This is a genomic window from Salmonella sp. GDC200615, assembly GCF_050574145.1.
In the GTDB taxonomy this organism is placed as follows: Bacteria; Pseudomonadota; Gammaproteobacteria; order Enterobacterales; family Enterobacteriaceae; genus Salmonella; species Salmonella enterica.
The window spans coordinates 2698615-2724195 of sequence record NZ_CP192247.1 but is presented as its reverse complement, the minus strand read 5'-3'; the positions used below and the strand labels follow the sequence as shown (position 1 = coordinate 2724195).

Genomic DNA, 25581 nt, shown 5'->3' with positions numbered 1-25581 from the left:
CCGGGAACGCTCATCACACGTCCTCAATGACCCACACGCTGACGCTGCCTGCGTTGCAGAAGAACGTCGCTTCGCCTTGATCATTAGTTACAACATGCTGACTGCGGTTTCCCAGAAAATCACGCCAGGTCTTGTTAGCGTAATTGTCGCCGAGCAGGAGGGTTTTTTCACCGTCGTCGCCATTGGAAAGTACAACCACACAGCCTGGATTCTCTTCAGTACCGCTGCGACTAAAGGCGATACAGTTAGGATGATCGAAAAAGAGTGTTTGTATACCGTGCGCAAAACGCTGACGAGCGAGGATCAGCCGATCCAGTTGGTTAATCACCGGCATGTCGACCCGACAGGTCTCGCCATTTTCGCCATTATCCTCATAGCTGGCGCCGTATAAATCGGGATAAAACACCGACGGTACGCCGTTTTCACGAAGCAGGATCAGCGCATAGGCCAATGGTTTGAACCAGGGTTCTACCGGCGCTTCCAGCGCCTGTAACGGTTGTGTATCGTGGTTAGCGACCAGCGTCACCGCATGAAAAGGGTCGGCTTCTACCAGCGTGCCGGTGAAAATGTGGCGCATGTCATACTCCGCGCCCTGGCGCGAGGCTTCATGAAATTTCATCTGCAACGGCGCGTCGAACAGCATGGTTTTCCCGTCGACCTGATCGATGTACGTTTGCAGTTTATCCACTTCATGCGACCAGTATTCTGCGACAATAAACAGCGGTTTTGGCGCAACCGCCTGTACATGCTCAATCCATTCTTTATAAAACCAGGCGGGTATATGTTTTACCGCGTCCAGGCGAAAGCCGTCACAGTGGGTTTGTTCCATGACCCAACGAGCCCAATATTTAATCTCTTCCGTAACCGCGTGATTGCGAAAATCGATATTTTCCCCCATCAGATAGTCGAAATTACCCAGCTCATCATCAACCTGATCGTTCCAGCCATCGCCGGTATAGTCATTGACGATCTTAAAAATGCCGTCTTCGTCGGGATTCTCGATGTGATCAATGCCGCTGAAACAGTGATAGTCCCAAATAAAGTTGGAATACTGGCCCGCGCGGGCAGGGAAGGTGTAGCGCGTCCAGCCTTCGCATTCAATGATGTTGTCATCGATTTGCGTGCGGTCATCCTGATTCACGCGCTGAACGCGAATACGTTCTTTTTCGTCTGCGCCCATTTTGTGGTTCACGACGACGTCGAGCAGCACCGCAATATTATTTTTTTTGAGCGCGTCTATCGCCGTCAGTAACTGGCGTTTATCGCCGTACTTTGTCGCGATAGTTCCTTTTTGGTCAAATTCGCCGAGGTCAAACAAGTCGTAGGTATCATAGCCTACGGAATAGCCGCCGGAGGCGCCTTTACAGGCGGGCGGTAGCCAGACCATATTGATACCGATATCATTCAGCCCATCAGCACGTTCCGCCAGCTCAGACCAGAGTTTACCGCCGTCGGGATAATACCAGTGGAAGTACTGCAATAACGTGGGGTTTTTCATCTTCCGTGCTCCAGAAGTCGTTTAGCCGACCTCTGGAGTATGGAAGAATTTTCATACGAGACGGGAAAATATTATGAGGCGCCAGGCGCGTCTGGCACGAGTAACATACCGGAAAGACGGCCATAAGCGTAGTTGAGTGATTTTTGGCGGGTGGATTGTCCGATCAAACTACTGAGTTCATCCAGTCGCTGTTGCAGCAGCCCTTTCAGGAGCTGCTCATTATCCAGCGTTTGTTTGATGTATCCGGCGACCATATCCTGAATACTTCGCGTAATGCCCGGTGGAGTTTGCTTTTCCATCACCGTTTCAATACTTTGCAGATAGGAGACCTCTTGTTGCAGTAAGAGATCCCATTCACCTCGCTGCGCAAGTTCAAGCAGCGATTGACTGAGCAGCGCAATACGCTGCCAACGGTTGATAAACTCCACGGTTGAGGTCATTAACGAGACTCCTGGAAAGATGCTTTCGGTGAAATCTGCTTCCAGGCTTCTGCAATATTGCTGAGTAACCCTTCCACTTCTTCGATGGCCTGAGCGTCGTTACGCAAATTAGCCTGCAGTAAACGGCGAATCATATAGTCGTATAGCTCGGAAAGATTCGTCGCAATCTCACCGCCTTTTTCCTGATCGAGGCCGGCTTTCAGCCCGTTATCGATAATATTGATGGCTTTGCTTAACGCTTCACCTTTCGCGACAACATCGCCTTGTTCTAAAAACAGGCGAGCGCGCACCAGAGCGCTATTCGCGCCATCAAACAACATTTCAATCAACTGATGCGGGCTGGCGCTCATCACGGCGCTTTCCACGCTGACTTGCGCATAAGCTTTGATACCGCTCGCGGTGTACATGGTAACCTCTGTTATCAGGACTTGTTCATAGCATTAAATTGCTGGGTCAAATAAGTACTGGTGTTATTCAGCTTACTCATCATGGTATCCAGTTGGGTAAACTGGGCCTTGTAACGGGCAACGGTGTCGTCAATGCTACTGCTGACGGTCAGATATTGCTTAGTCAGCTTTTTCAGCGTGGCGTTAATACTGTCCTGGGCGCTGTCAATAATGCCGTCATCGGCCAGATAACTTTTCACTTCGGTGGCAATTTTGGTGGTGATCCCCGTTTCTTTACCATCACCTACCAGCAGCTCACGTACAGAAGCGGTATTTTCATCCAGCGCTTTTTTAAGCTTGGTATCATCAATTTTTAGTTTTCCGGTGGTACCATCAGAAGTAATACCAATTTCATTCAGGGTCTTAAATGTACCTGTACTTGCACCATTAGCGAACTGAGCGCGGATTCCAGTTTGAATCGTTCGCACCACGGTATCTCCAAGTAGTGCACCGTTGTTTTTGTCCTGTTCTTCAGCCCCTGGATCAACCTCTGTATATTTTGTTAATGAACTAAAGGTATCAAGCAGTGAGTTGTAGGCATCAACCCAACCTTTGACGGCTTCGGTCGCCTTTTCATTATCTTTTGTGACGGTAATACGGGCATCTTTTACTTCTTTGGTTAGTTCAAGCGTCACGCCTTGTGGAGCGTCAGTGATTTTATTACTCGGTCGCTCAATAGCAATGCCGTTAACGGTTAACAAAGCATTATCTGCAGCAACCAGTTGCTTCATTTTGCCCGTGCCAGTACTACTATCATAGGACAACAGATCGCTGAGTTTGCTATCGCCTTCCACAGAGATAGTCATTTGATTATCCGTGCCACTATCTGCGGTCAGTACAAGCTGATAATCGCCTTCTTTAACTTTAACGATACTGGCGGAAATACCACTGTCAGCATCATTAATGGCGTCACGGATACCCTCTAAAGAGGTTTGATCTTTAGTGAGCTTGATTTCAAGTGGTTCTTTACGGCCTTTCTGTTCAATTTTTATGGTACGGCTGTCAGATGTGGTATCTCCCAGCACTTCTTTGGTAGATGTAATTTTGGTTGCTGTACTCAAAGATTGTGCTTGTGCTAACTGAGTTACGCTAACCACATAAGTTCCAGGTGCGGCCCCAGCTTCCGTCGAGACTTTCAGGTCTTCTGTACTGCTGGTGACATTCGTACTTTTAAACAGATCGGCTTTATTTAACGCCGTGTTTGCTGTTTGAAACTTCTCCAGTGCACTTTTTAAAGTACCGTATGCCGTTAGACGGGCCGTATTAGCACTCTGCTGCTGTGTGATCGGCGTTAAGCGTCCTTTTTCAGCGTTGGTCAGTTTAGTCAGCAGTGAATCCAGAGGTAAGTTTGACCCTACACCTAATGATGAAATTGAAGCCATGCCATCTTCCTTTCGATTGCAAACAGTAGTTAAACGCGTTATCGGCAATCTGGAAGCAAAGTTTAATGATAATTTTGCAAAAATAATGCGTGGAATAATGATGCATAAAGCGGCTATTTCGCAGGCTAAGAAAAAGATCGGGGGAAGTGAAAAATTTTCTAAAGTTCGAAATTCAGGTGCCGATACAAGGGTTACGGTGAGAAACCGTGGGCAACAGCCCAATAACATCAAGTTGTAATTGATAAGGAAAAGATCATGGCACAAGTCATTAATACAAACAGCCTGTCGCTGTTGACCCAGAATAACCTGAACAAATCTCAGTCCTCACTGAGTTCCGCTATTGAGCGTCTGTCCTCTGGTCTGCGTATCAACAGCGCGAAAGACGATGCGGCAGGCCAGGCGATTGCTAACCGCTTCACTTCTAATATCAAAGGTCTGACTCAGGCTTCCCGTAACGCTAACGACGGCATTTCTATTGCGCAGACCACTGAAGGTGCGCTGAATGAAATCAACAACAACCTGCAGAGTGTGCGTGAGTTGTCTGTTCAGGCCACTAACGGGACTAACTCTGATTCCGATCTGAAATCTATCCAGGATGAAATTCAGCAACGTCTGGAAGAAATCGATCGCGTTTCTAATCAGACTCAATTTAACGGTGTTAAAGTCCTGTCTCAGGACAACCAGATGAAAATCCAGGTTGGTGCTAACGATGGTGAAACCATTACCATCGATCTGCAAAAAATTGATGTGAAAAGCCTTGGCCTTGATGGGTTCAATGTTAATGGGCCAAAAGAAGCGACAGTGGGTGATCTGAAATCCAGCTTCAAGAATGTTACGGGTTACGACACCTATGCAGCGGGTGCCGATAAATATCGTGTAGATATTAATTCCGGTGCTGTAGTGACTGATGCAGCAGCACCGGATAAAGTATATGTAAATGCAGCAAACGGTCAGTTAACAACTGACGATGCGGAAAATAACACTGCGGTTGATCTCTTTAAGACCACTAAATCTACTGCTGGTACCGCTGAAGCCAAAGCGATAGCTGGTGCCATTAAAGGTGGTAAGGAAGGAGATACCTTTGATTATAAAGGCGTGACTTTTACTATTGATACAAAAACTGGTGATGACGGTAATGGTAAGGTTTCTACTACCATCAATGGTGAAAAAGTTACGTTAACTGTCGCTGATATTGCCACTGGAGCGACGGATGTTAATGCTGCTACCTTACAATCAAGCAAAAATGTTTATACATCTGTAGTGAACGGTAAGTTTACTTTTGATGATAAAACCAAAAACGAGAGTGCGAAACTTTCTGATTTGGAAGCAAACAATGCTGTTAAGGGCGAAAGTAAAATTACAGTAAATGGGGCTGAATATACTGCTAACGCCACGGGTGATAAGATCACCTTAGCTGGCAAAACCATGTTTATTGATAAAACAGCTTCTGGCGTAAGTACATTAATCAATGAAGACGCTGCCGCAGCCAAGAAAAGTACCGCTAACCCACTGGCTTCAATTGATTCTGCATTGTCAAAAGTGGACGCAGTTCGTTCTTCTCTGGGGGCAATTCAAAACCGTTTTGATTCAGCCATTACCAACCTTGGCAATACGGTAACCAATCTGAACTCCGCGCGTAGCCGTATCGAAGATGCTGACTATGCAACGGAAGTTTCTAATATGTCTAAAGCGCAGATTCTGCAGCAGGCTGGTACTTCCGTTCTGGCGCAGGCTAACCAGGTTCCGCAAAACGTCCTCTCTTTACTGCGTTAATCCGGCGATTGATTCACCGACACGTGGTACACAATCAAGGCAGCGAAAGCTGCCTTTTTTAATTCCGGAGCCTGTGTAATGAAAGAAATCACCGTCACTGAACCTGCCTTTGTCACCCGCTTTTCCTGTTCTGGCTCGGCCTGCCGCGATCACTGTTGTAAGGGCTGGAAAATCACGCTGGATAAGACGACGGTCAAAAAGTACCTTACCAGCAAGGATGTAACCATCAGAGAGATTGCCAAAAATAGTATTATTCTTTTAAAGAAAGACCCAAATAACTGGGGGGAGATTAAATTACCATCTGGGACAGGAAGCTGCCCTTATCTGGATGACGATCGTCTGTGCAAGGTACAAAAAACACTGGGAGCTAAAGCATTAAGTTATACCTGCACTACGTTTCCGCGGGTGTTCCATACTTATAAAAACGAGGTACGACATTCTCTAAGCCTTGCCTGCCCGGAAGTGACTGCGCATATTTTAAACGATACTGATGCGGTAACACTCAATGAAAAGGCGATCATTCAGCAGAAGTACAATACCGCGCCGCTATTCTCCCCACAGCAAAAACTACTTAACTTGTTTTGCCTGAGTTTGATTAACCATGCTGCCAGCAATCCGGATGCGGCATTATACGCGTTGATCAAGTTTGTAATGTACGTGCAGAAGTTTCCCCGGATTGATGACGCTGCATTAGGGGAGATTGAGCAAGTGTATGGCACGTTAGTTTCCCAGTTGCAGTCCGGTTCGTTAACTCAGGAACTCGCTAATATTACGCCGGATAAGAAATTCAAAACATCCCTGGTACTGTTGATGCAGGATTATTTCAGGGCTCTCCCACCGAGCAGAGGAAGCTATGTCCTCGATCACTATATCCAGTGTCTTCTGCGGGTGCTGACGGCGGAAGAGGGCGTTTCAATGGAGCAGAAGGTTAGCGATATTGAGTCCTCATTAGCGCGCTGTTTACAGGCGGATGAGCAGCAGAAGAACTGGGCCTTTAGAAATTTAATTCTCTATAAAATTTGGGAAAATAATTTCCCCAACCAGCCGAATGTCGACCCGTTACGCGCGCTGTATATTATCGTGGCGGAATATGCCTTTATTAATCTATTAACGGCAGCCAGCGTGCATGAGCGCGGGCGGCTTGAGTGGGATGACGTTACCAATATTGTGTATAGCTTTCACTCCCGCAGCCAGCATAACAGCGAGGTGGCGGCGAATTTTCATCGCCATATAGAAACGGTGCGTACTGGCGACGATCTGTCGATGATTCATCTTCTGACATAGTTTTGTTCGGGGTGGGCTTTTGCGCATCCCGTTTATCCTATCTGGCTGATTTTATTCTGCTCTTTGAACCGCTAAAAAGGCGCTACAGGTTACATAAGTGAAATAACCCTTCTTTTATAGCCTTATTCCTTCGATAGAACCCTCTGTAGAAACGGATAATCATGCCGATAACTCATTTAACGCAGGGCTGTTTATCGTGAATTCACTGTATACCGCTGAAGGTGTAATGGATAAACACTCGCTGTGGCAGCGTTATGTACCGCTGGTGCGTCACGAAGCATTGCGCCTGCAGGTGCGATTGCCGGCGAGCGTGGAACTGGACGATCTGCTACAAGCGGGCGGCATCGGGTTATTAAATGCGGTCGACCGATATGACGCTTTGCAAGGAACGGCATTTACCACTTACGCAGTGCAGCGTATTCGTGGGGCGATGCTGGATGAATTACGCAGCCGCGATTGGGTGCCGCGTAGCGTCCGGCGTAATGCCCGCGAAGTGGCGCAGGCGATGGGACAACTGGAGCAGGAACTGGGGCGTAATGCGACGGAAACCGAAGTGGCGGAACGTCTTGGCATCCCTGTTGCGGAGTATCGTCAGATGTTGCTCGATACCAACAACAGCCAACTTTTCTCTTACGATGAGTGGCGGGAAGAGCATGGCGATAGCATCGAACTGGTGACTGAAGAACATCAACAGGAAAACCCGTTACATCAACTGCTGGAGGGCGACCTGCGACAGCGGGTAATGGACGCGATTGAATCGCTGCCGGAACGCGAGCAACTGGTGTTAACGCTGTATTACCAGGAAGAGCTCAACCTCAAAGAGATTGGCGCGGTACTGGAAGTTGGCGAATCGCGGGTCAGCCAGTTGCATAGTCAGGCCATCAAACGATTACGCACCAAACTGGGTAAGTTATAGGTCGCGCATGGTCGCACCCGAAAAGTGCCGCACAACGTATAGACTACCAGGAGTTCTCATGACGGTGCAGCAACCTAAAAGGCGGCCCTTGAGCCGCTATCTTAAAGACTTTAAACACAGCCAGACGCATTGCGCGCATTGTCACAAACTGCTCGACCGCATTACGCTGGTTCGCCGTGGCAAGATCGTTAATAAAATCGCTATTTCACAGCTGGATATGCTACTTGACGACGCTGCCTGGCAGCGGGAGCAGAAGGAGTGGGTGGCGCTGTGTCGCTTTTGCGGCGATTTGCACTGCAAAAAGCAGAGTGATTTTTTCGATATTATCGGTTTCAAGCAGTATTTGTTTGAACAAACCGAGATGAGCCATGGCACGGTGCGGGAATATGTCGTGCGTTTACGACGTCTTGGCAACTACCTCAGCGAGCAAAACATTTCCCACGATCTGCTGCAGGACGGTTTTCTCGATGAAAGCCTGGCACCATGGTTGCCGGAAACCAGCACCAATAATTATCGTATCGCACTGCGTAAATACCAGCAATATAAAGCGCATCAGCAGATTGCGCCCAGACAGAAATCCCCCTTTACCGCCAGTTCTGATATATATTAAAAAAGCATAAGATGTAGCAGAGTCGTGTTGGTGAAACGTGGCAAACCTTCTACATTAGGCTGAGTCCCCCAAAGGCTCGCGAGACGTGACGATGCGCCATGGCGGGACATAGTCTATGGTCATTAACGGCAATATTCGGGGTTACTATGAAATTAGCACTGCTGGGACGTCAGGCACTGATGGGAGTAATGGCTGTAGCGCTGGTGGCGGGAATGAGCGCGAAGAGCTTTGCCGATGAGGGTTTGCTGAACAAAGTTAAAGAACGCGGCACGCTGCTGGTAGGGCTGGAAGGTACCTATCCGCCGTTTAGCTTTCAGGGCGACGACGGCAAATTAACCGGTTTTGAAGTCGATTTCGCCGAGGCGTTGGCAAAACATCTGGGCGTTAAAGTGTCGTTGAAGCCGACCAAATGGGACGGAATGCTGGCGTCACTGGACTCTAAACGCATTGATGTAGTGATAAACCAGGTCACGATTTCAGACGTCCGCAAGAAAAAATATGATTTCTCTACGCCTTATACTGTCTCCGGCGTTCAGGCGCTGGTGAAAAAAGGCAATGAAGGCACGATCAAAACGGCGGCTGATCTGCAGGGCAAAAAAGTCGGCGTTGGGCTGGGGACTAACTATGAAGAATGGCTACGTCAACATGTTCAGGGCGTGGATATCCGTACTTATGACGATGATCCTACAAAATATCAGGATCTGCGCGTAGGCCGTATTGACGCGATTTTAGTCGATCGTCTGGCGGCGCTGGATCTGGTGAAAAAAACCAAAGGTACGCTGGCCGTCACCGGTGATGCGTTTTCGCGTCAGGAGTCCGGCGTTGCGTTACGTAAAGGCAACGAAGACTTGTTGAAGGCGGTAGATAACGCCATTGCGGAAATGCAAAAAGATGGCACCTTAAAAGCGCTTTCCGAAAAATGGTTTGGCGCTGACGTGACCCAATAATGCTCTACGTTGCCCGGCAGGCAGTGCGCCGCCGGGCAATATCAACCTCATACTATGTCAGCAAACGGAGGCGCGTGAATCGGCGCCTTTTTTATTTCCGTTAGATCAACGTGCATAATAAAAAGAACACACCACAACGTTACCGGAGGCTCAATGCCACTACATCACTTAACGCGCTTTCCTCGCCTGGAGCTTATTGGCGCGCCGACCCCGCTCGAATACCTGCCGCGATTGTCTGATTATCTTGGCCGTGAGATTTACATTAAGCGCGATGACGTTACGCCCATTGCAATGGGCGGCAATAAACTGCGTAAGCTGGAGTTTCTGGTGGCCGACGCGCTGCGAGAAGGGGCGGATACGCTGATAACCGCAGGGGCGATTCAGTCGAACCATGTCCGTCAGACGGCGGCGGTCGCGGCCAAATTGGGGCTGCATTGCGTCGCTTTGCTGGAAAATCCAATCGGTACCACCGCGGAAAATTACCTGACGAATGGTAATCGCCTGTTACTGGATTTATTTAATACGCAAATTGAGATGTGCGATGCGCTAACCGATCCGGATGCGCAGCTGCAAACGCTGGCGACGCGCATTGAAGCGCAAGGGTTCAGGCCCTATGTGATTCCGGTCGGCGGCTCCAGCGCGCTGGGGGCAATGGGATACGTAGAGAGCGCCCTGGAAATCGCCCAGCAGTGTGAAGAAGTTGTCGGGCTCTCTTCGGTGGTGGTGGCCTCCGGCAGCGCCGGAACGCACGCCGGGTTAGCTGTCGGGCTGGAACATCTGATGCCTGACGTCGAACTGATTGGCGTGACCGTTTCACGTTCTGTCGCCGAGCAGAAACCCAAAGTGATTGCCTTGCAGCAGGCTATTGCCGGTCAGCTGGCGCTGACGGCGACGGCGGATATTCATTTATGGGATGACTATTTTGCCCCGGGTTACGGCGTGCCAAATGACGCGGGGATGGAGGCGGTGAAACTGCTGGCGAGCCTGGAGGGGGTGTTGCTGGATCCGGTATATACCGGCAAAGCGATGGCGGGTCTGATAGACGGCATCAGCCAGAAACGCTTTAACGATGACGGGCCGATTCTCTTTATTCACACCGGTGGGGCGCCTGCGCTGTTTGCCTACCATCCTCATGTATAACCTCCAGGTAATCAACGCGAATGCAAGAAAGTATCCAACTGGTTATTGAATCGCTGCCGTATTTGCTTAAAGGCGCCGTCTTTACCCTGCAACTGAGTATTGGCGGTATGTTTTTTGGTCTGCTGCTGGGATTTGTGCTGGCGCTGATGCGGATGTCTCCGCTATGGCTGGTTCGCTGGCTGGCGCGCTTTTATATCTCGATTTTTCGCGGTACGCCGCTTATCGCCCAGTTATTTATGATCTATTACGGCCTGCCGCAATTTGGGATTGAGCTGGACCCTATCCCGGCGGCGATGATTGGTTTATCGCTCAATACCGCGGCTTACACGTCCGAGACGCTGCGCGCGGCGATCTCGGCTATCGACAAGGGGCAATGGGAAGCGGCGGCGAGCATTGGCATGACGCCGTGGCAAACGCTACGTCGCGCTATTTTGCCGCAGGCGGCTCGCGTTGCGCTTCCGCCGTTGAGCAACAGCTTTATCAGCCTGGTGAAAGATACGTCGCTCGCCGCGACGATTCAGGTGCCGGAGTTGTTCCGCCAGGCGCAGTTAATTACCTCGCGAACGCTGGAGGTGTTTACCATGTATCTGGCCGCGTCGTTAATCTACTGGGTAATGGCGACCGTCTTATCGGCACTGCAAAACTATTTTGAAAACCAGCTTAACCGCCAGGAGAGAGAGCCAAAATGAGTGCGATCGAAGTCACCAACCTGGTCAAAAAATTTCATGGTCAAACGGTGCTGCACGGTATCGACCTTGAGGTAAAGCCCGGAGAAGTCGTCGCCATTATCGGCCCGAGCGGCTCAGGGAAGACAACGTTATTACGCTGCATTAACCTGCTGGAACAACCGGAAGCGGGCACCATTAAAGTGGGCGATATTATCATCGATACCGCCCGCCCATTCAGCCAGCAAAAAGGGTTGATTCGCCAGCTACGTCAGCATGTCGGCTTTGTCTTTCAGAGTTTTAACCTGTTCCCGCATCGTACCGTGCTGGAAAATATCATTGAAGGTCCGGTGATTGTAAAGGGAGAGCCGAAAGCCGAGGCGACGGCGCTGGCGCGGGAACTGTTAGCCAAAGTCGGGTTGGCCGGTAAAGAGACCCGTTATCCGCGCCGCCTGTCGGGCGGGCAACAGCAGCGCGTAGCGATTGCGCGCGCGCTGGCGATGCGCCCGGAAGTGATTCTGTTTGATGAGCCCACGTCGGCGCTTGATCCTGAATTAGTCGGCGAGGTGCTTAATACGATTCGCCAGCTGGCGCAGGAAAAGCGCACGATGGTGATCGTTACTCACGAAATGGGCTTTGCGCGTGACGTGGCTGACCGGGCAATATTTATGGATCAGGGGCAAATCGTCGAGCAGGGGCCGGCGAAAACCTTGTTCGCCGAGCCTCAGCATCCGCGTACCCGCCAGTTCCTTGAGAAATTTTTAGTGAAATAATACCTTTTCAACGCTCGCCCGAATTAGCCGCGCCTCGGGCGAGCGCAATGAATAATTATGAAGTCATTCTGCCAGATTATTAACCTCGCTCTCTGGCGGAAGCCAAAAAACTGTAATGCCGCTCAAGTATTCTACGTTTCGTCCGATATTTCTTATATATAAATACTATTTATGTGTTAATTTAAGCTATTCATAATAATGATTATCAATATCAAAGGCGTGACCATAAAATATGCAGGAAAATGATTTCTTCACCTGGCGACGCGCAATGTTGTTACGCTTTCAGGAGATGGCGGCAGCAGAGGATGTTTATACTGAATTGCAATATCAGACACAGCGGCTGGAATTTGATTATTATGCCCTGTGTGTTCGTCATCCCGTCCCCTTTACCCGGCCTAAAATATCGCTTCGTACCACTTATCCTCCGGCGTGGGTAACGCATTACCAGTCCGAAAACTATTTTGCGATCGATCCGGTATTAAAGCCGGAAAATTTCAGGCAGGGTCATTTACATTGGGATGACGTGCTATTTCATGAAGCGCAGGCGATGTGGGATGCCGCCCAGCGTTTCGGATTACGCAGAGGCGTAACCCAGTGTGTGATGTTGCCGAACCGGGCGCTGGGCTTTTTATCTTTCTCCCGTAGCAGTTTACGCTGCTCCTCGTTTACCTACGATGAAGTGGAGCTGAGGTTGCAACTGCTGGCGCGGGAGAGTCTTTCGGCGCTGACAAGATTTGAAGACGACATGGTGATGGCGCCTGAGATGCGTTTCAGTAAACGTGAGAAAGAGATTCTGAAGTGGACGGCGGAAGGGAAGACCTCATCGGAGATCGCCATTATTCTGTCGATTTCTGAAAATACCGTTAACTTCCATCAGAAAAACATGCAGAAGAAATTCAATGCGCCAAATAAAACACAGATTGCCTGCTACGCTGCGGCGACAGGTCTGATATGACGTGCTGACGATGCTTCACGCCAGACGCGAAACCGGCTGAAAGCGATGCTAACAGCCGGTTTTTTACTACTGGCGGTAAGCCTGTTTAATTTGCTTAACCGTACTGGAAAATACCGCCGCTTGTGCTTCATCATCCATCTGCGCGATCTGTTTTTCCATTTTAAGAATCACGCGCCCTGCATCGGCCTGGCCCATCGCCTGCAGCATCAGTGTTAACATGGCTTTCAGGCAGTTGACTTCAGTAGCCAGTTCTTGATTATTCTCAGCGGTGGAAAAATCAGGCGTACTCATTTATTTTCCTCGTTATGTTTCAGTGAAAATGTGCGATAGCAGATGTTAAGGCGGCGGAGTATACCATAAGCTACGCTAAAAATAGCAGTGGTTGTTTTTTGATCAAAAAGCGGAGGGGTTACCCACAAAATAAACGTTTCCGCGTGATGCATATATTTTCTTCATTCTTTGTTTATTACGCGTATTTTACTCGTTAATTATTGTTACAAAGTTGATTCCCTAATTAGTGTTTAGACAGCGGAACGTGAAATTTTTGTCACCATTATGAAATAGCAGCCTGGAACAGAGCCGTCAGAAGGGGCTACAACGTTGGCAGTTGCCACATGACGTACAACATAATTTCCAAAAACGAGAGCAAAATCTAATACCCGGTGTTTTTTTACGTTTCAAAGTTGAGATAAAACCAGCTAATATAAGGACGATTAACTATCAGTAGCGTTATCCCTATTCTGGAGATATTCCTTTGATCAACGTTCTTCTTGTTGATGACCACGAACTGGTGCGCGCAGGGATACGACGCATTCTTGAAGATATAAAGGGCATTAAAGTTGTCGGTGAAGCGTGCTGCGGAGAGGATGCGGTAAAATGGTGCCGTACTAACGCCGTTGACGTCGTGCTGATGGATATGAACATGCCCGGTATTGGCGGCCTTGAGGCGACGCGTAAAATTGCCCGATCGACAGCGGATATCAAAGTGATCATGCTGACCGTCCATACGGAGAACCCGTTGCCCGCCAAAGTGATGCAGGCTGGCGCAGCTGGCTATCTCAGCAAAGGCGCTGCGCCTCAGGAGGTGGTGAGCGCTATTCGTTCGGTGTATTCCGGACAACGTTATATCGCCTCCGATATCGCTCAGCAGATGGCGCTCAGTCAGATTGAGCCTGCAAAAACGGAAACGCCGTTCGCCAGTTTGTCTGAACGCGAGTTGCAGATTATGCTGATGATCACCAAGGGTCAGAAGGTCAATGAGATTTCAGAACAGCTGAATCTCAGTCCTAAAACGGTGAACAGCTATCGCTATCGTATGTTCAGTAAATTAAACATTCATGGTGATGTTGAGCTGACTCACCTGGCAATCCGCCATGGCCTGTGTAATGCGGAGACGTTAACAAGCCAGTGAGTGAAATATTTGACGCAAAGGCGTTTTTGAAAACCGTTACCAGCCAACCCGGTGTCTATCGTATGTATGACGCCGGCGGTACGGTTATTTATGTCGGTAAAGCAAAAGACCTGAAAAAGCGTCTTTCCAGCTACTTTCGCAGCAACCTGGCTTCGCGTAAAACCGAAGCGCTAGTTGCGCAAATTCAACACATTGATGTCACGGTAACGCATACCGAAACGGAAGCGCTGCTGCTTGAGCATAATTACATCAAGTTGTATCAACCGCGTTACAACGTGTTGTTGCGTGATGATAAATCCTATCCTTTTATTTTTCTGAGCGGCGATACCCATCCGCGTCTGGCGATGCACCGTGGCGCCAAACATGCGAAAGGCGAGTACTTCGGCCCATTTCCTAATGGCTATGCCGTGCGGGAAACGCTGGCGCTGTTACAGAAAATTTCCCCTATCCGCCAGTGCGAAAACAGCGTATATCGCAACCGCTCGCGTCCTTGCCTGCAATATCAGATTGGCCGCTGTTTAGGCCCCTGCGTTGCAGGACTGGTCAGCGAGGAGGAGTATGCGCAACAGGTGGAGTATGTCCGGTTGTTTTTGTCCGGTAAGGACGACCAGGTCTTAACACAGCTGATTGCCCGGATGGAAAAGGCCAGCCAGGATCTGGCATTTGAAGAGGCGGCGCGTATTCGCGATCAGATCCAGGCGGTACGCCGGGTCACGGAAAAACAGTTTGTCTCCAATGCGGGCGACGATCTCGACGTTATCGGCGTGGCTTTTGATGCGGGTATGGCCTGTGTGCATGTGCTGTTTATTCGCCAGGGTAAGGTGCTGGGCAGCCGCAGCTATTTTCCAAAAGTACCTGGCGGTACGGAACTGGGCGAAGTGGTGGAAACCTTTGTCGGGCAGTTTTACCTGCAGGGTAGCCAGATGCGCACGCTACCGGGCGAGATACTGCTCGATTTTAATCTGAGTGATAAAACGCTGCTGGCCGATTCGTTGTCGGAACTTGCCGGACGGCGTATTCATGTCCAGACAAAACCGCGCGGCGATCGCGCCCGTTATCTCAAGCTGGCGCGGACCAACGCGGCAACGGCCTTAATCACTAAACTCTCGCAGCAGTCCACCATCACGCAGCGTTTGACCGCGCTGGCGGCGGTATTAAAACTTCCTGCGATCAAGCGGATGGAGTGTTTTGACATCAGCCATACCATGGGGGAGCAAACGGTCGCATCCTGTGTGGTATTTGACGCTAACGGGCCGTTACGCGCCGAGTATCGTCGTTATAATATCGCGGGCATCACGCCGGGTGATGACTACGCGGCGATGAATCAGGTGCTACGTCGGCGTTATGGCAAGGCCATAGAAGAAAGTAAGATTCCGGATGTTATTCTGATCGACGGCGGAAAAGGGCAGCTCGCCCAGGCGAAAGCCGTTTTCGCTGAGCTGGATGTCCCCTGGGATAAGCATCGTCCTTTGCTGCTTGGCGTCGCCAAAGGCGCGGACAGAAAGGCCGGTCTGGAAATACTCTTTTTTGAACCGGAAGGCGAGGGGTTTAGCCTGCCGCCGGACTCGCCGGCGCTGCATGTTATTCAGCATATTCGCGATGAGTCGCACGATCACGCGATCGGCGGGCACCGTAAAAAACGCGCGAAGGTTAAAAATACCAGTACGCTGGAAACTATTGAAGGCGTTGGGCCTAAACGTCGCCAGATGCTGCTGAAATATATGGGCGGTTTGCAAGGACTACGTAACGCCAGCGTAGAAGAAATTGCAAAAGTGCCGGGTATTTCGCAAGGTCTGGCAGAAAAGATCTTCTGGTCGTTGAAACATTGAGGCCACTGTAGCAACATAGGGGTAATTTCACTGACAACAGATAGTTACCCGTCACTATGCAATTTAATATCCCTACGTTGCTCACGCTGTTTCGCGTCATCCTGATTCCATTCTTTGTCGTGGTGTTTTATTTGCCGTTCGCCTGGGCGCCGATGGTCAGCGCGCTGATTTTCTGTATTGCTGCGATTACCGACTGGTTTGACGGCTTTCTGGCGCGACGCTGGAACCAGAGTACGCGTTTCGGTGCTTTCCTCGACCCCGTCGCCGACAAGGTGCTGGTGGCGATCGCCATGGTGCTGGTCACCGAGCATTATCATAGCTGGTGGGTGACGTTACCTGCGGCGACGATGATAGCCCGCGAAATTATTATCTCTGCTCTGCGTGAATGGATGGCGGAGCTGGGCAAACGCAGTAGTGTAGCGGTCTCCTGGATCGGTAAAGTCAAAACTACCGCGCAGATGGTGGCGCTGGCGTGGCTCTTGTGGCGTCCGAATATCTGGGTAGAGTATGCCGGGATCGCGCTTTTCTTTGTCGCAGCGGTGCTAACATTGTGGTCCATGTTGCAATATTTGAGCGCTGCACGTGGAGATTTGCTTGATCAGTGATCGTTTCGCCGCAAATTTCAGCAAACGATCGTGAGTGACGAAAAATATCGTTGACTCAGTGCGTCAGGTAAGTAGAATGCAACGCATCGAACGGCAGCACTGATTGCCAGACGATAACAAAATCAAGTGATTAACAAAGTTGCTTGATACTGCGGGAATAGCTCAGTTGGTAGAGCACGACCTTGCCAAGGTCGGGGTCGCGAGTTCGAGTCTCGTTTCCCGCTCCAGTTTAAAAGCATTGGCGTAAAGCGGATGCTGGCTGAAAAGCCAAAAAATTTGGCGCGTTAACAAAGCGGTTATGTAGCGGATTGCAAATCCGTCTAGTCCGGTTCGACTCCGGAACGCGCCTCCAATTTTTCCCGAGCCCGGATGGTGGAATCGGTAGACACAAGGGATTTAAAATCCCTCGGCGTTCGCGCTGTGCGGGTTCAAGTCCCGCTCCGGGTACCATGGGAAAGACAAGAATAATCAAAGCAATAAGCAGTGTCGTGAAACCACCTACGGGTGGTTTTTTTGTGCCTTCAATTTGTATGCCGACCGCGAGCGTGAACTCTCCAGTGCGATACACAGTAAAAAACACCGGTAGCGGCATTTCTGCCAGTACAACAGTTATGTGCTACCGACCCGCAAGAACTTATGCCCGGTAAATACTAAACGTCGGGTAAATCAGCCGATAAAATCCATTAATCTGTATAAAAATGCTGATATGTTTCATGCCTGCTTTATTAAAGAGAGTAGGTCTGCCAGTGAAATATACCGATAATGCAAAATTATTTATTAGCTTCATTAATATTGGGATTGTAGGTTGCGCTTTTTTACTTTTTTTATTTTGTATGAGCCTGAGAGTGCAATCGTAATCTACTCTCTTCCAGGAGAGCCTTCCTCTTCAACATGTGATGCGCGTAATTTTATTGGCTACGTCGATGAAAACGACTTTGCAGAGTATATAAAAAAAGTAGAACTGACGCGCTACAGTATGTATTGTCTGAAAAAAACAGGGGCGGGTCAGTGGAGTATTTATGCAAATTAAACGAATATATAACTGTTCAGGGGTGTTTTCTGCACAATTTAATTAAAGGTAGATAGCGAACTAATATTCATCATAAGGTAATGTGATCCGCATCATGCTTTAATCACGTTTTGCAATATTGTCTTAATAACAGGTCAACTACAGATAATTTCGGGTTTTCGTGAATGGCGGTTTTGGTTAGTCTCTATATTATGCTTTCCCCGCTTTACGGAGATGATGATGCAAAAGAAAACCTGGGCCGTTTTATTGATACCATTGTGCCTCACCGCTTGCCACCAGACGACCTACCGATCAACAGCCAAAGATGAAATTCTCACAGGGAGCTATATTGACCCGACCAAAACACGCTTTCCGTTAGCGGATTATTCACAGTCGGTTGATAAATGGATACCTCCGGACTCGGCTGATTACACTATTCCGGTTATTGATAGTGCTACCCAACAACGCTACTTTAACGCACTAAAATCTCATTATTTCGGAATGGACAGTGAAGCGCACTCGCCGTGGAATGGTTTTTATATTACCGCATTGCTGAAAAAAAACGCAGCACAGGCCCGGGATGCCAGTATTAAGCAGTTTCTTAGCGACGGCAGTGCTTATTGGGGGGAAAACTTCAGACTTTATACCTCTCGCTGGAAAGAGGAGGTTAGAGGGAATACGGATACGCAGATTGACAATATCTATAATGCCTCCCGGCGAGGCATTATGGTCAGAGAAAGTTTAGTCAGAGCGCTGCCAACGGACGACCCGCTCTTTAACGATCCCCGTCAGGCGGGCGAGGGGTATCCGTTTGATAATTTACAAATGTCTTCGCTGCGTCCCGGTACGCCGGTCTATACGCTGACGAAGAGCAAAGACCAACGCTGGCAATATGTCGTTTCACCAGCGGTAACTGGCTGGGTTCATAGTGAAGATATTGCCAGTACGGATCAGAAATTTATAACACAGTGGGTTTTGCTCGCTCACAAGCAACTGGGGGCATTTATCAACGCGCCGGTTTCTGTCCATGCCGCAGGCGTCTATTATTTCACCGGGCGGCCGGGCACTATTTTACCGTTCCGGCATCAACGGGCGGGCCAGTTCCTCATTGCGGCGCCAGTTCGCGACAGCAACGGTCGCGCGTTTATCCATTGGGTCTGGCTAAGCGGTAACGAGTTTACGGCTATGCCGTGGAAAATGACGCCGGAAAATATCGCCGTGCTAATGAAAGCAATGCACGGCGCCCCCTACGGTTGGGGAAATTTTAACTTTTATAATGATTGTTCAGCCGAAGTCCGCAGCCTGTTAATGCCGTTTGGCATATTCCTGCCCAGACATTCATCCGCGCAGGTAGAGGCGGCTGGACGGGTGGTCGATCTTAGTCATAAAAATCCCCAAATGCGGATCGATTATCTCACCAGATACGGAAAGCCGTTTACTACGCTGGTCTATATTCCAGGGCATATTATGCTGTATATCGGTAACACAACCATGAATGGGCAGGTTGTGCCGATGACTTATCAGAATATCTGGGGATTGCGCCCAAACCATGCTAATAGCCGGAGCATTATCGGTGAGGCAGTATTTTTGCCGTTACTGCGTTTTTATCCTGAAAATCCTGAGCTGATATCGCTGGCTGGTAAGGTTCTGTTTAAGCTTGGTTATATAGAATAGGTTGACAAACTGTGTTATCGCGGAAGATATGATTAAGGCAACCGTGCGCGTGGATATAAAGAGAGTATCCCTGTAAACTGTGTCTGAAAAAAGTATGCGCTATAGTGCGGGCTGTTTATTTGAAATACTATCTGGAGCTGATTCTGGATGTGATTATGTGCCTCACACATTGAAGTGAGAGTTATTGCTGGTGGTATCTGGCTGGAGGCTGGGTGGTAAAAAGACGTAATTTATTGCATTTTAATAACGGTGCCCGATCAGAGCGCGATCTTGGGGATCTGGTCACTAAAGTTTTTGAGAAAGCGGCGAAAAAAGAACCGCAACCGCTATACACATTTAGCCTGCCGTTGCTGAGTGTGCAGGATGAGATCCGTGTTTACTGTAAGAAAAAAAATATCAAAATAGGGTACGATACGCTGTTTATGGAAATAACCTTTTCTGCTGACAGAGAAGCGGTAGACGAACTCATTAAACACTTTTTTACTGAAAATAAGCTCTATTTGAGAGGGCGGTTTTATCTGTCCGCGGCGGTGGTATAAGTTAGCATGAGTATAATATAGCGAGAAACCCATCTCTCGCTTTTGTGTGGGGCGAGCGTTTCCTGGCGGAAAATCTGCGCCCTGATCCTCCTTTTGTGCGTTAACTTCCGGAATCCTCCTCATTTCGTGTTAATCTGGCCCCTGATGGTTGCCATCCAAACTGCCTGCAAAAAAATTATTTTTATCCGCTGCAATGTAAGAGGCCTACAGGCGGAAGTCATCACTGAGGAAAAGCGTTATGAAAATGGAACCATTAAACGAGAACGAGCTGGAATGGCTGGATGATGTGCTGACGAAATACAATACCGATCAGGCCATTTTGGATGTCGCGGAGCTGGACGGTCTGATTACTGCGGTACTAAGTTCTCCGCGTCCCATCGAGCCGGAACAGTGGCTGGTCGCGATATGGGGGGGACCCGCGTACGTACCGCGCTGGACATCTGAAAAAGAAATGACGCGATTTATGGATCTGGTGTTCCAGCACATGGCGGACACAGCCGCCCGGCTTGAAGATTATCCAGAACAGTTCGAGCCGCTGTTTGGCCTGCGAGAAGTTGATGGCCATGAATTAACGATTGTTGAAGAATGGTGCTTTGGTTACATGCGCGGAGTGTCGCTGTCCGACTGGTCTGACTTGCCGGATACGCTAAAACCGGCGCTGGAAGCGATTGCCTTACACGGCACTGAAGAAAACTTTGCGCTGTTGGATAAAATGAGCCCGGAAGCGTTCGATAAAAGCGTTGACGCTATCCGTATCGCGGCACTTGAGCTTCATGCCTGGTGGATGGCGCATCCGCACACGACGCCGCTACAGATGCCGATAAAAGCAGAGGTGAAAGTGGGGCGTAACGATCCTTGTCCATGCGGGAGCGGCAAAAAATTTAAGCAGTGCTGCCTGCATTAATGGCTCGTAAACGGCCATAGCGTGACGATTATCGAGCCTGGACGGCGTCCAGGCCCGGTAATCTTTGCCTGGCATTAACCTGGATCGGGCAGAAACCCCAGTGCGATCGAAAACTGGACGCCAATCACGACAATGCCGCAGATAAACACCAGCGCCAGCGCTGGCGTGCCGCCTGCCACACGATATCCCGCCTGAGGGCTCTGTTTACGGCACTGCCAGACCAGCATAGCAGGGATGAGCAGTGCCAGCACTGCCAGCGCTACGCCGGCATAGCCTAATGCCATCACAAATCCACGTGGGTAGAAAAGTGCAAACGCCAGCGGCGGCAGAAAGGTAATCAGCCCGGTTTGCAGACGTCCGGACACCGTACTGCGGCGCTGGAATAGATCGGCCAGGTAATCAAATAATCCTAGCGCTACGCCCAGAAAAGAGGTCGCCAACGCCAGATCGGCGAACAGGTGGACCGCCAGTTCGACATGTGGCGAAGCGACCACTTCTCTGAGCGCCTGCAGCAGGCCATTTAACCCGGCATGGCTGGCCAGTAGCCCTCTGAATGTCGGCGAGTCGATACTTCCCAGCGTGGCGAGCTGCCAAAAAATATAGGCCACTAGCGGAATGGCGCTACCCGTCATAAAGACCCAACGCAGCCGGCGAATGTTGCCGTTCATATAACTCACAATACTCGGTACGCTTCCGTGAAAACCAAACGAGGTGAAAATGACCGGTATGGCGGATAACGCCAGCCCCTGCTGTAAAGGAAGCGTAAGAAGATTTACTTTATGAATATGTGGCGTGAGCAACGCAAGCATGATGACCAGAAAAATGATCTTTGCGCTAAACAGGAAGCGGTTAAAAAGGTCGACCAGCGAGGTGCCCACACACACCACCCCACCGGCAACAAAGGTGAACAGCAGCACCCCGGCAGCGGGCGAGAGCGTGGCGCCAAGCCAGTTATTAATACTGGATGCCAGTAATTCTCCGGCTCCGGAAATGTAGGCGGCGGTGAGCGCATACATTAAGAACATCATACTGAATCCCGTAAGCCACTGTCCGTAACGTCCAAGATAGCGTTTTGCCAACGAGCCCAGTCCGGTATCCGCCGGAACGTGTTGATATACCTCCAGTAATAGTAGCGCGGTATAACACATCAGCGCCCACAGGCCAATCAACAATCCCAGCGTGACGCTGAAACCAACGCCAGCCGCTGCCAGCGGCATTGCCAGCATCCCGGCGCCGATAGTGGTGCCTGCCACGATAAAAATACTGCCCAGAGTTCTGTTTTTCACGCTTTCTACTACCCCGGTAACAAAGAACGGTGATATCCGCGGCGCAGGGTAAGGCATTACGCTATTTTCGTCAAATGGTCGTTACAATGGGTGTACTGTAAAATTTACAGTTCCGGGCATAAAAGCGAATATGGGAGGAGACGCGGGCAACCGCCGCAAACCTGCGCTAGCGCAAAGTCGCTCGCACACGGACACATTAGGCTACGAGTTTTATTCAGGGGGGGTTATGGATTCCATTCACGGTCACGAAGTACTCAACATGATGATTGAGTCTGGCGAGCAGTACACGCATACCTCGCTGGAGGCGGCAATAAAAGCGCGCTTTGGCGAGCGGGCACGATTTCACACCTGTTCAGCGTCAGATATGACGGCGGCGGAACTGGTCGCGTTTCTGGCGGCGAAAGGAAAGTTTATTGCGGTGGAGGACGGTTTTTCAACGCATGAGAGTAAAATCTGCCGCCATTAATACGCCACGGTGAGAGCGCGTCTCACCGTGTAAGGACGTGCTGGATTAATTTTGCGTATCCAGGGTGGAGAGTTCTTTATCAATGAAATAAAGCCCTTCGCCGCTTTTTCCCGCCAGCGTTAATTTATCAATAATAGATTTGAACAGTTTTTCTTCTTCATGCTGTTCTGCCACATACCACTGCAAGAAATTAAATGTCGGATAATCCTGGCTGGTCATTGCGGCATGAGCCAGTTCATTAATTTTTTGCGTAATAAGCTGCTCATGCTCATAGGTCGCGCGGAACAGCTCATCCAGCGAGGCGTACTCAGCGAAGGGCGAAGAAACGGTATGAATGCGCGGCAGGCTTCCGGTATCGGTAAGGTAGTCAAACAGGAGCTGCATATGCGTCATCTCTTCTTGCGCATGGCGACGAAGAAATGCGGCCGCGCCTTCAAAACTGTGATAGCTACACCACGCGCTCATTTGTTGATAGAGCAGGGAGGAGTACAACTCCAGATTCATTTGCTCATTCAGTTTGTCGATCATTTCTGTTTTCAGCATGGTTCCGCTCCACAAATAGCAAAAGATATACGGTAATGTGGCGCCACTATAATTTGTTATTTTATTATTTGCAAAAGGTAAAATATTAAATTTAATTATTAAAAATACGAATGGGAATAAAACGCATTAACGCCAGTGTATAGCGTATAAAAATAAAGAAAAGCCAGCACCTTCATGCTGGCAATAGCGACCCTGCACTCTCCTCCATTGTACATGGTGTCGGCGTTAAGCCAGCCGCCTTAATGATAAAGCGGCATGATTTGCGGGACGGCAAGGCCCCGGCACTGCCAGGAGAGGGTAAATCGGGTGTTCAGACACAACGAGCCCGCATAAATGCTACAGGTTCCTACCGGCTGACCAAACGAAACGGCATCGGCATAGCCCATCTGCTGGCATTCGCGTGTTGCGGTCCCGTGAGATACATAGTCATCTGTCCGTGAAGTAAAATATAGCGGCTGGTTATACGTCAGGCGCACGATGCCGCTTATCGGGCTGGCTTCGCTGACCTGCGCTTGTCGAGTAATGGTGCATCCCGTCAGGGCTAGCAGTGAAAGAGTAAAAATAAGAGGCTTCATAAAATCGCTCCGACAGTTCGGTATCAGACCATGCTACCTCGTGTCTTGCACCGTCAATGGCTGGAATAACTTACGGATTCGCCTTGATTAAAGGTAACGGCAGGGGATTTACAGCGGGAACAGAAAATGTGTGAGCGTCTTTTCATTTAATGAAGCTTCGTTTCATTAAATTTGAATGTGTGTTCGCAAATGTGTAATGTGGGCAAAACGTCATGATTTACGCAGGCGCGACCGTCTGCATTCAGGAGGAACACGATGAAAATTGCACTGATGATGGAAAATAGCCAGGCCAGCAAAAATGCCATCATTTATAACGAACTTAGCGCCGTCGCCAATGAAAAGGGATTTCCCGTTTTTAACGTCGGCATGTGCGACGAAAATGACCATCACCTGACGTACATTCATTTAGGCATCATGGCGAGTATTCTGCTTAATGCAAACGCGGTTGATTTTGTGGTTACTGGCTGTGGCACTGGTCAGGGCGCGCTGATGTCGTTAAATATTCATCCAGGTGTCATTTGTGGCTATTGCATCGATCCGGCAGATGCTTTTCTGTTTGCGCAGATCAACAACGGCAATGCGTTGTCCCTGCCATTTGCGAAAGGCTTTGGCTGGGGCGCTGAGCTGAACGTGCGTTTCATCTTTGAAAAAGCGTTTACCGGGCGTAAAGGTGAGGGGTATCCGCCTGAGCGCAAAGCGCCGCAGGTACGCAATGCGGGCATTTTGAATCAGGTTAAGGCCGCGGTCGTCAAAGAGAATTATCTGGATACACTGCGGGCTATCGATCCTGAACTGGTTAAAACGGAGGTTTCAGGGCCGCGTTTCCAGCAATGTTTGTTTGAAAACGGCCAGAATAAAGAAATAGAAGCGTTTGTACGTGAGATGCTGGGGTAATGCCCGGACAAGACAGAGACGTTTAGCGCCTGTCGGCTGGCATGATGTGCCGATAATACGCCAGTAGCGACAGGCGCCACCTCTGGCAAACAGACCAGAAACGGTGTAGGCCGGATAAGCTGCTTCGCGTTGCTATCCGGCTAATAACGTCTCAATATTGTCGCTCGGGGAGCCGCTATCAGTGATGCTGATAGGTCACGACGTTAAGGAGATGCTGATCGGTTTGCGCCAGACATAACCCTGCTCGTTTAGCGCTGCGAACTTCTTCGAGAATAGTTTGTAAAAGTACGCCATCCTGCTGCTGCTCTTTTTCCAGGGTATGGAGAAAATCGAGCGTTGAGGCATCATTCAGCGCTTTCGCTTCATCTGCCAGACGCGACAGCGTGCTGGCGCGTTGCTGATAATCCTCCAGGGTTTTCTGGAACAATTCTTCCAGAGAGCAGAGCTCTTCACCCGGAACGTCAATGGCTTTAACGATAGGGGTGGCGCCGGCGTTTTTCATAAAATTAAACATGCGCATCATTTGCGTCACGTTGCCTTGCGCCTGGGTACGAAGAAAGGTGGCGGTGCCTGTTAAACTGTGTTCAGAACACCATTCGCTTAGATGGAGGTAAAGATTTGATGCGTAAAACTCAAGGTTCATTGGCGTGTTGAGCTTTTGAACCATTCCTACAGCTGCCATAACAATATCCTTATTTCCAGAAAGTGTTGATGTGCATGACAGACGAGAATGCAACGGGCCGTTGTCACATTCTTACCTCTATGCACAATAAATACTCTTAGCAGAAGAACTCCGTTCCGCCAGTCCCTTATGCGATCTCATTTCCTGTTTATCGATCGGTAATGAGAATAGCGCGTCAATAAAAATAAGAAAATCCTTAAATGCAATTGTTTATCTTTTTTTACATTTTCAGCGGTGTGATTTTTTCAGGTGTAATGATTTTTGGTATGTCATTCTTGTAACTATTTGAAAGATAAAAGATATTCTATTTTTTCTGTTTTATGAAAGATTGTTTC

General features: G+C 49.3%; 28 protein-coding genes, 3 tRNA genes and 1 pseudogene. 22 read left to right on the top strand and 10 right to left on the bottom strand.

The window, feature by feature from the left end; genetic code table 11:
* Positions 1-13: 13 nt before the first annotated feature.
* The 4 genes from amyA to fliD form a co-directional block, all read right to left on the bottom strand.
* Positions 14-1498 carry an alpha-amylase gene (gene amyA, locus ACQ29O_RS13255; protein WP_000795480.1) on the bottom strand — a complete coding sequence of 495 codons (1485 nt, stop codon included), beginning with the start codon at positions 1496-1498 and terminating at the stop codon, positions 14-16.
* A 71-nt stretch (positions 1499-1569) separates the two neighbouring features.
* Positions 1570-1938, bottom strand: a complete 369-nt coding sequence (gene fliT / locus ACQ29O_RS13250; protein WP_000204900.1) for a flagella biosynthesis regulatory protein FliT — start codon at positions 1936-1938, stop codon at positions 1570-1572.
* Complete coding sequence (gene fliS / locus ACQ29O_RS13245) at positions 1938-2345, bottom strand: flagellar export chaperone FliS (protein ID WP_000287764.1); 408 nt, start codon at positions 2343-2345, stop codon at positions 1938-1940. The genes fliT and fliS overlap by 1 nt, the downstream gene beginning before the upstream one ends.
* Before the next feature lie 14 nt (positions 2346-2359).
* Complete coding sequence (gene fliD / locus ACQ29O_RS13240; RefSeq protein WP_000146814.1) at positions 2360-3766, bottom strand: flagellar filament capping protein FliD; 1407 nt, start codon at positions 3764-3766, stop codon at positions 2360-2362.
* Here fliD and ACQ29O_RS13235 point away from each other — a divergent pair.
* The 10 genes from ACQ29O_RS13235 to sdiA all read left to right on the top strand — a co-directional run bounded on the left by ACQ29O_RS13235 (position 3765) and on the right by sdiA (position 12829).
* Positions 3765-4004, top strand: coding sequence for a hypothetical protein (locus ACQ29O_RS13235; protein ID WP_001141165.1), 240 nt, complete (start codon positions 3765-3767; stop codon positions 4002-4004). The two genes, fliD and ACQ29O_RS13235, sit on opposite strands and share 2 nt — an antisense overlap.
* A gap of 17 nt (positions 4005-4021) precedes the next feature.
* Entirely contained in the window at positions 4022-5539 is a 1518-nt protein-coding gene (locus ACQ29O_RS13230) for a flagellin (RefSeq protein ID WP_020937025.1), read from the top strand.
* Between the two features lie 78 nt (positions 5540-5617).
* Complete coding sequence (gene fliB, locus ACQ29O_RS13225) at positions 5618-6823, top strand: flagellin lysine-N-methylase (protein ID WP_000659246.1); 1206 nt, start codon at positions 5618-5620, stop codon at positions 6821-6823.
* 196 nt (positions 6824-7019) lie between these two features.
* On the top strand, positions 7020-7739 hold the full coding sequence (locus ACQ29O_RS13220) for an RNA polymerase sigma factor FliA (RefSeq protein ID WP_001087453.1): 720 nt from the start codon (positions 7020-7022) through the stop codon (positions 7737-7739).
* A gap of 58 nt (positions 7740-7797) precedes the next feature.
* Entirely contained in the window at positions 7798-8349 is a 552-nt protein-coding gene (gene fliZ, locus ACQ29O_RS13215; protein WP_000218080.1) for a flagella biosynthesis regulatory protein FliZ, read from the top strand.
* 146 nt (positions 8350-8495) lie between these two features.
* Positions 8496-9296 carry a cystine ABC transporter substrate-binding protein gene (gene tcyJ, locus ACQ29O_RS13210; protein ID WP_020937024.1) on the top strand — a complete coding sequence of 267 codons (801 nt, stop codon included), beginning with the start codon at positions 8496-8498 and terminating at the stop codon, positions 9294-9296.
* Between the two features lie 153 nt (positions 9297-9449).
* Positions 9450-10436 carry a D-cysteine desulfhydrase gene (dcyD, locus tag ACQ29O_RS13205; protein ID WP_001128188.1) on the top strand — a complete coding sequence of 329 codons (987 nt, stop codon included), beginning with the start codon at positions 9450-9452 and terminating at the stop codon, positions 10434-10436.
* A gap of 20 nt (positions 10437-10456) precedes the next feature.
* The gene (gene tcyL, locus ACQ29O_RS13200; RefSeq protein WP_001158234.1) at positions 10457-11125 is read left to right on the top strand and encodes a cystine ABC transporter permease; all 669 of its coding nucleotides are present in this window, start codon (positions 10457-10459) and stop codon (positions 11123-11125) included.
* Positions 11122-11874 (top strand): L-cystine ABC transporter ATP-binding protein TcyN, encoded by a 753-nt coding sequence (tcyN, locus tag ACQ29O_RS13195; RefSeq protein WP_001273034.1) that lies wholly within the window; start codon positions 11122-11124, stop codon positions 11872-11874. Before tcyL ends, tcyN begins: the two co-directional genes overlap by 4 nt.
* A gap of 232 nt (positions 11875-12106) precedes the next feature.
* Positions 12107-12829, top strand: coding sequence for a transcriptional regulator SdiA (gene sdiA / locus ACQ29O_RS13190; RefSeq protein WP_001157167.1), 723 nt, complete (start codon positions 12107-12109; stop codon positions 12827-12829).
* 66 nt (positions 12830-12895) lie between these two features.
* Here the strand turns inward: sdiA and ACQ29O_RS13185 are convergent, their stop codons facing one another.
* Entirely contained in the window at positions 12896-13120 is a 225-nt protein-coding gene (locus ACQ29O_RS13185) for a DUF2594 family protein (protein WP_000106483.1), read from the bottom strand.
* Positions 13117-13272: a hypothetical protein gene (locus ACQ29O_RS13180; RefSeq protein WP_000546188.1), complete on the bottom strand. Its 156-nt coding sequence runs from the start codon at positions 13270-13272 to the stop codon at positions 13117-13119. Before ACQ29O_RS13180 ends, ACQ29O_RS13185 begins: the two co-directional genes overlap by 4 nt.
* A gap of 311 nt (positions 13273-13583) precedes the next feature.
* Here ACQ29O_RS13180 and uvrY point away from each other — a divergent pair, with 311 nt between their 5' ends.
* The 10 genes and pseudogenes from uvrY to ACQ29O_RS13130 all read left to right on the top strand — a co-directional run bounded on the left by uvrY (position 13584) and on the right by ACQ29O_RS13130 (position 20800).
* Positions 13584-14240, top strand: coding sequence for a UvrY/SirA/GacA family response regulator transcription factor (gene uvrY, locus ACQ29O_RS13175; protein ID WP_000611323.1), 657 nt, complete (start codon positions 13584-13586; stop codon positions 14238-14240).
* On the top strand, positions 14237-16069 hold the full coding sequence (gene uvrC / locus ACQ29O_RS13170) for an excinuclease ABC subunit UvrC (RefSeq protein ID WP_001289479.1): 1833 nt from the start codon (positions 14237-14239) through the stop codon (positions 16067-16069). The genes uvrY and uvrC overlap by 4 nt, the downstream gene beginning before the upstream one ends.
* Positions 16070-16125: 56 nt before the next feature.
* Positions 16126-16674, top strand: coding sequence for a CDP-diacylglycerol--glycerol-3-phosphate 3-phosphatidyltransferase (gene pgsA / locus ACQ29O_RS13165; RefSeq protein ID WP_001160192.1), 549 nt, complete (start codon positions 16126-16128; stop codon positions 16672-16674).
* 151 nt (positions 16675-16825) lie between these two features.
* Positions 16826-16901: transfer RNA gene (locus tag ACQ29O_RS13160), tRNA-Gly, on the top strand.
* A gap of 51 nt (positions 16902-16952) precedes the next feature.
* Positions 16953-17026, top strand: a tRNA-Cys gene (locus ACQ29O_RS13155).
* A gap of 11 nt (positions 17027-17037) precedes the next feature.
* Positions 17038-17124 (top strand) — tRNA-Leu (locus ACQ29O_RS13150).
* Between the two features lie 248 nt (positions 17125-17372).
* A pseudogene (locus tag ACQ29O_RS13145) lies at positions 17373-17704 on the top strand (hypothetical protein).
* Between the two features lie 213 nt (positions 17705-17917).
* Positions 17918-19357, top strand: a complete 1440-nt coding sequence (locus tag ACQ29O_RS13140) for an SH3 domain-containing C40 family peptidase (protein WP_001575985.1) — start codon at positions 17918-17920, stop codon at positions 19355-19357.
* Positions 19358-19569: 212 nt separating this feature from the next.
* Positions 19570-19896, top strand: coding sequence for a glucose-6-phosphate dehydrogenase (locus tag ACQ29O_RS13135; protein ID WP_000240837.1), 327 nt, complete (start codon positions 19570-19572; stop codon positions 19894-19896).
* 238 nt (positions 19897-20134) lie between these two features.
* The gene (locus tag ACQ29O_RS13130) at positions 20135-20800 is read left to right on the top strand and encodes a YecA family protein (protein ID WP_000781521.1); all 666 of its coding nucleotides are present in this window, start codon (positions 20135-20137) and stop codon (positions 20798-20800) included.
* A 74-nt stretch (positions 20801-20874) separates the two neighbouring features.
* On the opposite strand, the gene tyrP is transcribed toward ACQ29O_RS13130, so the two are convergent.
* Complete coding sequence (gene tyrP, locus ACQ29O_RS13125) at positions 20875-22086, bottom strand: tyrosine transporter TyrP (RefSeq protein ID WP_001562965.1); 1212 nt, start codon at positions 22084-22086, stop codon at positions 20875-20877.
* A 226-nt stretch (positions 22087-22312) separates the two neighbouring features.
* Here tyrP and ACQ29O_RS13120 point away from each other — a divergent pair, with 226 nt between their 5' ends.
* On the top strand, positions 22313-22552 hold the full coding sequence (locus tag ACQ29O_RS13120) for a YecH family metal-binding protein (RefSeq protein WP_000377238.1): 240 nt from the start codon (positions 22313-22315) through the stop codon (positions 22550-22552).
* Between the two features lie 45 nt (positions 22553-22597).
* On the opposite strand, the gene ftnA is transcribed toward ACQ29O_RS13120, so the two are convergent.
* Positions 22598-23095 carry a non-heme ferritin gene (ftnA, locus tag ACQ29O_RS13115; RefSeq protein ID WP_000920609.1) on the bottom strand — a complete coding sequence of 166 codons (498 nt, stop codon included), beginning with the start codon at positions 23093-23095 and terminating at the stop codon, positions 22598-22600.
* Between the two features lie 239 nt (positions 23096-23334).
* Complete coding sequence (locus tag ACQ29O_RS13110; protein WP_000803233.1) at positions 23335-23670, bottom strand: YecR-like lipofamily protein; 336 nt, start codon at positions 23668-23670, stop codon at positions 23335-23337.
* A gap of 255 nt (positions 23671-23925) precedes the next feature.
* On the opposite strand from ACQ29O_RS13110, the gene ACQ29O_RS13105 reads away from it, so the two are divergent.
* Positions 23926-24564 (top strand): RpiB/LacA/LacB family sugar-phosphate isomerase, encoded by a 639-nt coding sequence (locus tag ACQ29O_RS13105; RefSeq protein WP_020937023.1) that lies wholly within the window; start codon positions 23926-23928, stop codon positions 24562-24564.
* 178 nt (positions 24565-24742) lie between these two features.
* On the opposite strand, the gene ACQ29O_RS13100 is transcribed toward ACQ29O_RS13105, so the two are convergent.
* Positions 24743-25246: a non-heme ferritin-like protein gene (locus ACQ29O_RS13100; RefSeq protein ID WP_000741707.1), complete on the bottom strand. Its 504-nt coding sequence runs from the start codon at positions 25244-25246 to the stop codon at positions 24743-24745.
* Positions 25247-25581 lie beyond the last annotated feature (335 nt).

Bases quoted from the DNA above. Each gene is read 5' to 3' on its own strand.
- dcyD (WP_001128188.1), top strand. From the start codon at position 9,450: ATGCCACTACATCACTTAACGCGCTTTCCTCGCCTGGAGCTTATTGGC.
- ftnA (WP_000920609.1), bottom strand. From the start codon at position 23,095: ATGCTGAAAACAGAAATGATCGACAAACTGAATGAGCAAATGAATCTG.
- ACQ29O_RS13120 (WP_000377238.1), top strand. From the start codon at position 22,313: ATGGATTCCATTCACGGTCACGAAGTACTCAACATGATGATTGAGTCT.
- fliZ (WP_000218080.1), top strand. From the start codon at position 7,798: ATGACGGTGCAGCAACCTAAAAGGCGGCCCTTGAGCCGCTATCTTAAA.
- ACQ29O_RS13185 (WP_000106483.1), bottom strand. From the start codon at position 13,120: ATGAGTACGCCTGATTTTTCCACCGCTGAGAATAATCAAGAACTGGCT.
- ACQ29O_RS13105 (WP_020937023.1), top strand. From the start codon at position 23,926: ATGAAAATTGCACTGATGATGGAAAATAGCCAGGCCAGCAAAAATGCC.
- fliT (WP_000204900.1), bottom strand. From the start codon at position 1,938: ATGACCTCAACCGTGGAGTTTATCAACCGTTGGCAGCGTATTGCGCTG.
- amyA (WP_000795480.1), bottom strand. From the start codon at position 1,498: ATGAAAAACCCCACGTTATTGCAGTACTTCCACTGGTATTATCCCGAC.
- fliB (WP_000659246.1), top strand. From the start codon at position 5,618: ATGAAAGAAATCACCGTCACTGAACCTGCCTTTGTCACCCGCTTTTCC.
- fliD (WP_000146814.1), bottom strand. From the start codon at position 3,766: ATGGCTTCAATTTCATCATTAGGTGTAGGGTCAAACTTACCTCTGGAT.
- ACQ29O_RS13180 (WP_000546188.1), bottom strand. From the start codon at position 13,272: ATGCATCACGCGGAAACGTTTATTTTGTGGGTAACCCCTCCGCTTTTT.
- ACQ29O_RS13140 (WP_001575985.1), top strand. From the start codon at position 17,918: ATGATGATGCAAAAGAAAACCTGGGCCGTTTTATTGATACCATTGTGC.
- fliS (WP_000287764.1), bottom strand. From the start codon at position 2,345: ATGTACACCGCGAGCGGTATCAAAGCTTATGCGCAAGTCAGCGTGGAA.
- ACQ29O_RS13130 (WP_000781521.1), top strand. From the start codon at position 20,135: ATGAAAATGGAACCATTAAACGAGAACGAGCTGGAATGGCTGGATGAT.
- ACQ29O_RS13110 (WP_000803233.1), bottom strand. From the start codon at position 23,670: ATGAAGCCTCTTATTTTTACTCTTTCACTGCTAGCCCTGACGGGATGC.
- pgsA (WP_001160192.1), top strand. From the start codon at position 16,126: ATGCAATTTAATATCCCTACGTTGCTCACGCTGTTTCGCGTCATCCTG.
- ACQ29O_RS13100 (WP_000741707.1), bottom strand. From the start codon at position 25,246: ATGGCAGCTGTAGGAATGGTTCAAAAGCTCAACACGCCAATGAACCTT.
- tcyJ (WP_020937024.1), top strand. From the start codon at position 8,496: ATGAAATTAGCACTGCTGGGACGTCAGGCACTGATGGGAGTAATGGCT.
- tcyN (WP_001273034.1), top strand. From the start codon at position 11,122: ATGAGTGCGATCGAAGTCACCAACCTGGTCAAAAAATTTCATGGTCAA.
- tcyL (WP_001158234.1), top strand. From the start codon at position 10,457: ATGCAAGAAAGTATCCAACTGGTTATTGAATCGCTGCCGTATTTGCTT.
- ACQ29O_RS13230 (WP_020937025.1), top strand. From the start codon at position 4,022: ATGGCACAAGTCATTAATACAAACAGCCTGTCGCTGTTGACCCAGAAT.
- ACQ29O_RS13235 (WP_001141165.1), top strand. From the start codon at position 3,765: ATGCCATCTTCCTTTCGATTGCAAACAGTAGTTAAACGCGTTATCGGC.
- sdiA (WP_001157167.1), top strand. From the start codon at position 12,107: ATGCAGGAAAATGATTTCTTCACCTGGCGACGCGCAATGTTGTTACGC.